This window comes from Anaeromyxobacter sp. PSR-1, from assembly GCF_000964525.1.
Lineage (GTDB): Bacteria > Myxococcota > Myxococcia > Myxococcales > Anaeromyxobacteraceae > Anaeromyxobacter.
This window is the reverse complement of the sequence record NZ_BAZG01000253.1, coordinates 1-5,087: the sequence shown is the minus strand read 5'-3', so window position 1 is coordinate 5,087 and position 5,087 is coordinate 1. Positions and strand designations below refer to the sequence as shown.

Below are 5,087 nucleotides of genomic sequence, written 5' to 3'. Positions count from 1 at the left end.
AGCGCGCCGAACCCCGCCGCGGCCGCGGTGCGCCCGGTCACGAGCGCCGGGCGGGACGGGGCCGGCGCGGCGAGCGCCTCGGGCAGGCGGAAGAACGGGGGCGCCGCGAGCCCGCCGTCGGCGCCGTCCGCGCCGCCCCCGGGGGCCGGCGGCTCCTCGGGGCGGACCGCGATGACCTGGGTGCGCTCGGCGGGCGACGGCTCGCGCACCGGGGCCGGCGCGGCGCGCAGCTTCTCGAGCCGGTCCAGCTCGGCCCGCAGCTCGCCGGGGAACGAGGTCGCCATGATCCGCGCCAGCGCCGGCGGGTCGCCGGGGGGCTCGTCGGGCCGCACGCCGTGCGTGAACGGGAGCAGCGCGTCGCGCAGGTCGCTGGCCCACTCGAAGCGCTGTGCCGGGTCGCGCGCCAGCGCGCGCAGCACGAGGGCGTCCAGCTCGGGCGGCAGCCCGGGGCGCGCCCGCGACGGCGGCGGCACCTCGGCGCGGCGCACCCGCTCCAGCACCGAGAGCTCGGACTTCCCGCTGAACAGCCGGGCGCCGGTGAGCATCTCGTGCAGCACCACGCCCAGCGAGAACACGTCGGAGCGGTGATCCACCGGCTGGCCGCGCACCATCTCCGGGCTCATGTAGCCGAACTTGCCCCGCAGCACGGTGTCCTGGCGGCGCGTGCGCATCGCCGCCTGGGCGATCCCGAAGTCGATGATCCGCACCGAGCCGTCGAAGCCGAGCAGCACGTTCGCGGGCGAGACGTCGCGGTGGACCACGCGCAGCGGCGTGCCGAGCGCGTCGCGCTTGCGGTGCGCGTGGTCGAGCGCGTCGGCCACCCGCGCCGCCACGTGGGCCGCGAGCGGCACCGGCATCGGCTCGCCGCGCGCGCGCAGCCGGTCGAGGAGCGCCCGCAGGTCCTTGCCGGGCAGGTAGTCCATCGCGATGTAGTAGCCCTCGCCGTGCATCCCCAGCTCGTGGATGGGGACGATGGCGGGGTGGTCGAGCTGGACGACCAGGCGCGCCTCGTCGAGGAACATCGTGATGAACTCGGCGTCCTCGGCGAGCGTCGGGAGGATCCGCTTCAGCGCGTACAGGCGCCCGGCCGGCTCGCCGCGGCGGATCGCGACGTACACCTCGGCCATGCCGCCGACCGCGATGCGGTCGAGGAGGAGGAACCGGCCGTAGGGTATGGGCTTCCGCATGCAGGGGGCCCGGGGGTCCGGCTATGATACCTCGATGGCGACCACCTGCTACGGCTGCGGGGCGACGCTGCGCATCGACGGACCCGTGGGACGCCGGTCTACCTGCGCCGAGTGCGACGCGGATCTGCACACCTGCATGAACTGCCGCCACTACGACGAGTCCGCGGCGCACCAGTGCCGGGAGCCCCACGCCGACCACATCGTGGAGAAGGACGCCTCGAACGCCTGCGACCTGTTCCAGCTCGGCGACGGCGCCTCGCGCCGGCGCACCGGCCGCGCCGACGCCGCGCGCAACGCGCTCGGCGCGCTGTTCGGCGACGCGCCGAGGCCCGCCGAGGATCCCCGCGACGCGCTCGAGGCGCTGTTCCGGAAGAAGTAGCGCGACCCTTCGACTCCGGCGGCCCTGCGGGCCGCCTACGCTCGGGGTGAGCGGGAGGCGGAGCGGGCGCTCACGCCGTCTCGGCCGCGATCCAGGCGAGGTAGGCCTCGCTCCCCGCCTCGACCGGCAGGACCAGCACCTCCGGCACCTGGTACGGGTGCAGCTCGAGCACGCGCGCGCGGAGCGCGTCCACGCGCGCGGCGCGGGTCTTGAGCACGAGGAGCGCCTCGCCCTCGTCGTGGACGCTCCCCTCCCACCGGTAGATCGACCGGATCGCCGGCACCACGTTGCCGCAGGCCGCGAGCCGCTCCTCGACCAGCGCCCGCGCCAGCCGCGCCGCCGCGTCCGCGTCGGGCGCGGTCACCAGCACCACGCGCGCGTCGGTCATCCCGCCCTCCCCCGCCCCGCCGCCGGCCGCGTCACAGCCCCGCCGCGCGCGACACCAGCTCGCGCATGATCTCCGAGGTGCCCCCGGCGATGGTCATGGCCCGCACGTCGCGCCAGGCGCGGGCGATGTCGCTCTCCAGCACGTAGCCCATGCCGCCGTGGAGCTGCATGCAGTCGTAGGCCACCCGCTGGGCCAGCTCGCAGGCGAACAGCTTCGCCATCGAGATCTCGCGCACCGCCGGCTCGCCCCGGGCCAGCAGGTCGGCCGCCCGGTAGGTGAGCCAGCGCGCCGCCTCCACCGACGTGAGGTGATCCGCGAGCCGGTGCCGCCAGGCCTGGAACTTCCCGACCGGCCGCCCGAACGCGCTGCGCTCGCCGCCGTAGCGGATCGCGTCCTCCAGCATGAGCTGCATCCCGGCCACGGCCTGGACCGCCGCGACCAGCCGCTCGCCCTGGAAGTTCGCCATCACGTGGTAGAAGCCCTGGTCCTGCTCGCCGAGCAGGTTCGCCGCCGGCACGCGGCAATCCTCGAAGAACAGCACCGCGGTGTCCGACGAGGGCAGCCCCACCTTCTCCAGCGTGCGCGAGACCTGGAAGCCCTTCGTGTCGGTGGGGAACAGGAGCAGCGAGAGCCCGCCGTGGCCGGCCTCGCCGGTGCGCACCGCCAGGGTGAGGAAGTCGGCCCGGGCGCCGTTCGTGATCCACATCTTCGAGCCGTTCACCACGAGGTCGCCGCCGTCGCGCCGCGCGGTGGTGCGGATGGCGGCCACGTCCGAGCCGGCGTCCGGCTCGGAGACGGCCAGCGCGGCCACCCGCTCGCCGCGGACCGCCGGGGCGAGGAACTCGCGGCGCTGCGCCTCGGTGCCCAGCTCGCCGATCACCGGGATGGCCATCTCCCCGTGCACCAGCATGGAGACGGCCAGCCCGGCGTTGCGGCAGCGCGCCAGCTCCTCCGCGTAGGCGACCACGTACCACCAGTCGAGGCCCGAGCCGCCCACGTCCGGCGGCTGCCGGATGCCGAACAGGCCCAGCTCGCCGAAGCGCCGGAACAGCGCGCGCGGGAAGCTCCCCGCCTCGTCCCACTCGCGCCCGTGCGGCGCGAGCTCCTGCTCCACGAACGCGCGGACCGTCCGGCGGAACGCCTGGTGGTCCTCGGTGAACGGCTCGAACGCGACCGCGGGCGCGCCCATGGCCGTCCCCGCTACTTCTTCCCGAGCATGCGGCGCTTCAGGTCGTCGTCGGCGGGCTTCTTGCCGAGCCAGTTGCGGAACAGCGCGTCGGCGAACGCCTTGCCCTCGACCGTGGCGGTGCCCTTCGGCCCGGTGACCACCGCCCCGGTGCCGGGCAGGTACGTCACGGTGATCTCGCCGCCCTTCTTCACGTCGCCGATGGCCGGCGCGATCCGGTCGAGCTGCGGCACGAGCGTGGCCGCCTCGGCGCCGGAGTTCGCCTCGAAGCCCTCGCGGAACGCGCCCATGATGGACTTCTGGTCCACGTCGCGGCGGAAGACCATCCGCACGCGCTTCGGCTCGTCGGCGGCGAGGATCGCGTTCGCGTCGGAGGACGGCGTCGCGAGGTAGAGCGCCCCCACGTAGACCTCGATCCAGAGCTTCTTGCGGATGCCGGCGCCGTTCAGGGTGAGCGGCTTCCCGCCGACCTCGACGGTGTCCTGCAGCTGGACGCCGGCCACCTCGCGCGCCAGCGCGCCGGTGGGGAGGGCGAGGACGAGGGCGGCGACCGCAGCGGCCTTGCGCATGCTTGACTCCTGGTGATCGAGAGGTCCCGCCAATCTACCGCGCGCCGCGCCCCGGGGCAGCCGGCCGCCGGTGGCCCCGGGTGGGCCCTCGCCACCCCTGCGTCCGGCCGGGCCCCTCCCTGTGGACGACGCCGCGGGCATGGCCGCGGGCGCAGATCGACCGCCGGCCGGCCGGGCGGGCGGACGCGGTCCCCGTCCCTGGGTGCCCGTGCGACGGCGGAATACACCGCCGGCGACCCCCGTTCGCACCGCCGGAGGAATCCGCACCCGCATGCTCCGCACCATCCGTTCCCGCCTGTTCCTGCTGGTGGGGCTCGCCTCGCTCGCGTTCGTCGCGCTCGGCGCGCTCGTCTCGGTCCGCTCGCTCCGCGCGCGGGCCGAGGGCGAGCAGCTCTCGAACCTCGAGGTCGCGCGGACCGCCGCGGCCGCGCTGCGCGCCCAGGTCGACGGGGTGGCCCGCGCCAGCGCGGTGCTCGGGCACGCGCTCGAGGGCGGCCGCATCCTCGGCGAGGACGCGGCCCGGCTGCTCGCGGTGGCTGTGCGGGACTCCGGCGTGGTCCGCGACCTGTCCTGGGTGGCGCCGGACGGCCAGGTGGTGGCGTCCAGCGACGCGCGGCTCCACGAGGTGTCGTTCGCCGACCGGGCCGAGCTGCGGCGCCTGCTCGCCGGCGACGCGGTGGCGGTCGGGGACCTGGTGCGCAACCCGGCCGACGGCGCGCCGGTGGTGGCGATCGCGACCGCGGTGCGCGACGGCGCGGGGCGGCTCTCGGGCGCGCTCCTGGCCGCGGTGGACCCCGAGCGGCTGGCGGCGCGCGTGCTGCCCGACCGCGAGGGCGAGGGCAGCGTCGCGATCGTGGATCGCACCGGGCGGCTGGTGGCGCGCGCCCCGGCCATGCCGCTCGCCTGGGACGAGCGGCTGATCGCCGGGACGCAGGACCTGGTCCGCGCGGCGCTGGCGGGCGCCGAGGCGGCCGGCCCGATGCGCGCCGAGGGCGGCGGCCCCGCGCGGCTCGCCGCCGCGGTGCCGGTGCCCGAGCTGGGCTGGGCGGTGCGCGCGACGCAGCCGCGCGCGGCCATGCTCGCGCCCATGCGGCGCGAGCTGGCGCTGGGCGTGGCCGGGGCTGGCCTGGTGGCGCTGGTCGCGCTGGGCGCGAGCTGGGTGGTGGGCGCGCACACCTCGCGCGCGCTGCGCCGGCTGGAGCGCCACGCCGCCGCGCTGGGGCGGGGCGAGGCGCCGGGGCCGCTCACCGGCCCGGACGAGGTGATCCGGCTCGGCGCCGCCTACGCGCAGATGGCGCGGCACCTCGACGCCGCCCGCCGCCGCTTCGAGGCGGCGTTCGCCGAGGCGCCGGTCGGCGTGCTGATCCTGGACCCGGCG

6 protein-coding genes are annotated in these 5,087 nt (G+C 76.7%); 2 read left to right on the top strand and 4 right to left on the bottom strand.

What is annotated here, in order from left to right; translation table 11 throughout:
- Nucleotides 1–1,187: serine/threonine-protein kinase (locus PSR1_RS21665; protein ID WP_059439427.1), on the bottom strand; the 1,187-nt coding region annotated here is incomplete at its 3' end.
- A 34-nt stretch (nucleotides 1,188–1,221) separates the two neighbouring features.
- Here PSR1_RS21665 and PSR1_RS21660 point away from each other — a divergent pair.
- Nucleotides 1,222–1,566: a hypothetical protein gene (locus tag PSR1_RS21660; RefSeq protein ID WP_059439426.1), complete on the top strand. Its 345-nt coding sequence runs from the start codon at nucleotides 1,222–1,224 to the stop codon at nucleotides 1,564–1,566.
- A gap of 70 nt (nucleotides 1,567–1,636) precedes the next feature.
- Here the strand turns inward: PSR1_RS21660 and cutA are convergent, their stop codons facing one another.
- The 3 genes from cutA to PSR1_RS21645 are packed head-to-tail and all read right to left on the bottom strand — an operon-like array spanning nucleotide 1,637 to nucleotide 3,709.
- Nucleotides 1,637–1,954, bottom strand: coding sequence for a divalent-cation tolerance protein CutA (cutA, locus tag PSR1_RS21655; protein WP_011420190.1), 318 nt, complete (start codon nucleotides 1,952–1,954; stop codon nucleotides 1,637–1,639).
- Nucleotides 1,955–1,985: 31 nt separating this feature from the next.
- Nucleotides 1,986–3,143 (bottom strand): acyl-CoA dehydrogenase family protein, encoded by a 1,158-nt coding sequence (locus PSR1_RS21650; protein ID WP_059439425.1) that lies wholly within the window; start codon nucleotides 3,141–3,143, stop codon nucleotides 1,986–1,988.
- An 11-nt stretch (nucleotides 3,144–3,154) separates the two neighbouring features.
- Nucleotides 3,155–3,709, bottom strand: a complete 555-nt coding sequence (locus PSR1_RS21645; RefSeq protein WP_059439424.1) for a chalcone isomerase family protein — start codon at nucleotides 3,707–3,709, stop codon at nucleotides 3,155–3,157.
- A gap of 271 nt (nucleotides 3,710–3,980) precedes the next feature.
- Between PSR1_RS21645 and PSR1_RS21640 the strand changes: the two genes are divergently transcribed.
- A partial coding sequence (locus PSR1_RS21640) for a cache domain-containing protein (protein WP_152643412.1) occupies nucleotides 3,981–5,087 on the top strand: 1,107 nt, incomplete at its 3' end.

Bases quoted from the DNA above. Each gene is read 5' to 3' on its own strand.
- PSR1_RS21645 (WP_059439424.1), bottom strand. From the start codon at position 3,709: ATGCGCAAGGCCGCTGCGGTCGCCGCCCTCGTCCTCGCCCTCCCCACC.
- PSR1_RS21660 (WP_059439426.1), top strand. From the start codon at position 1,222: ATGGCGACCACCTGCTACGGCTGCGGGGCGACGCTGCGCATCGACGGA.
- cutA (WP_011420190.1), bottom strand. From the start codon at position 1,954: ATGACCGACGCGCGCGTGGTGCTGGTGACCGCGCCCGACGCGGACGCG.
- PSR1_RS21650 (WP_059439425.1), bottom strand. From the start codon at position 3,143: ATGGGCGCGCCCGCGGTCGCGTTCGAGCCGTTCACCGAGGACCACCAG.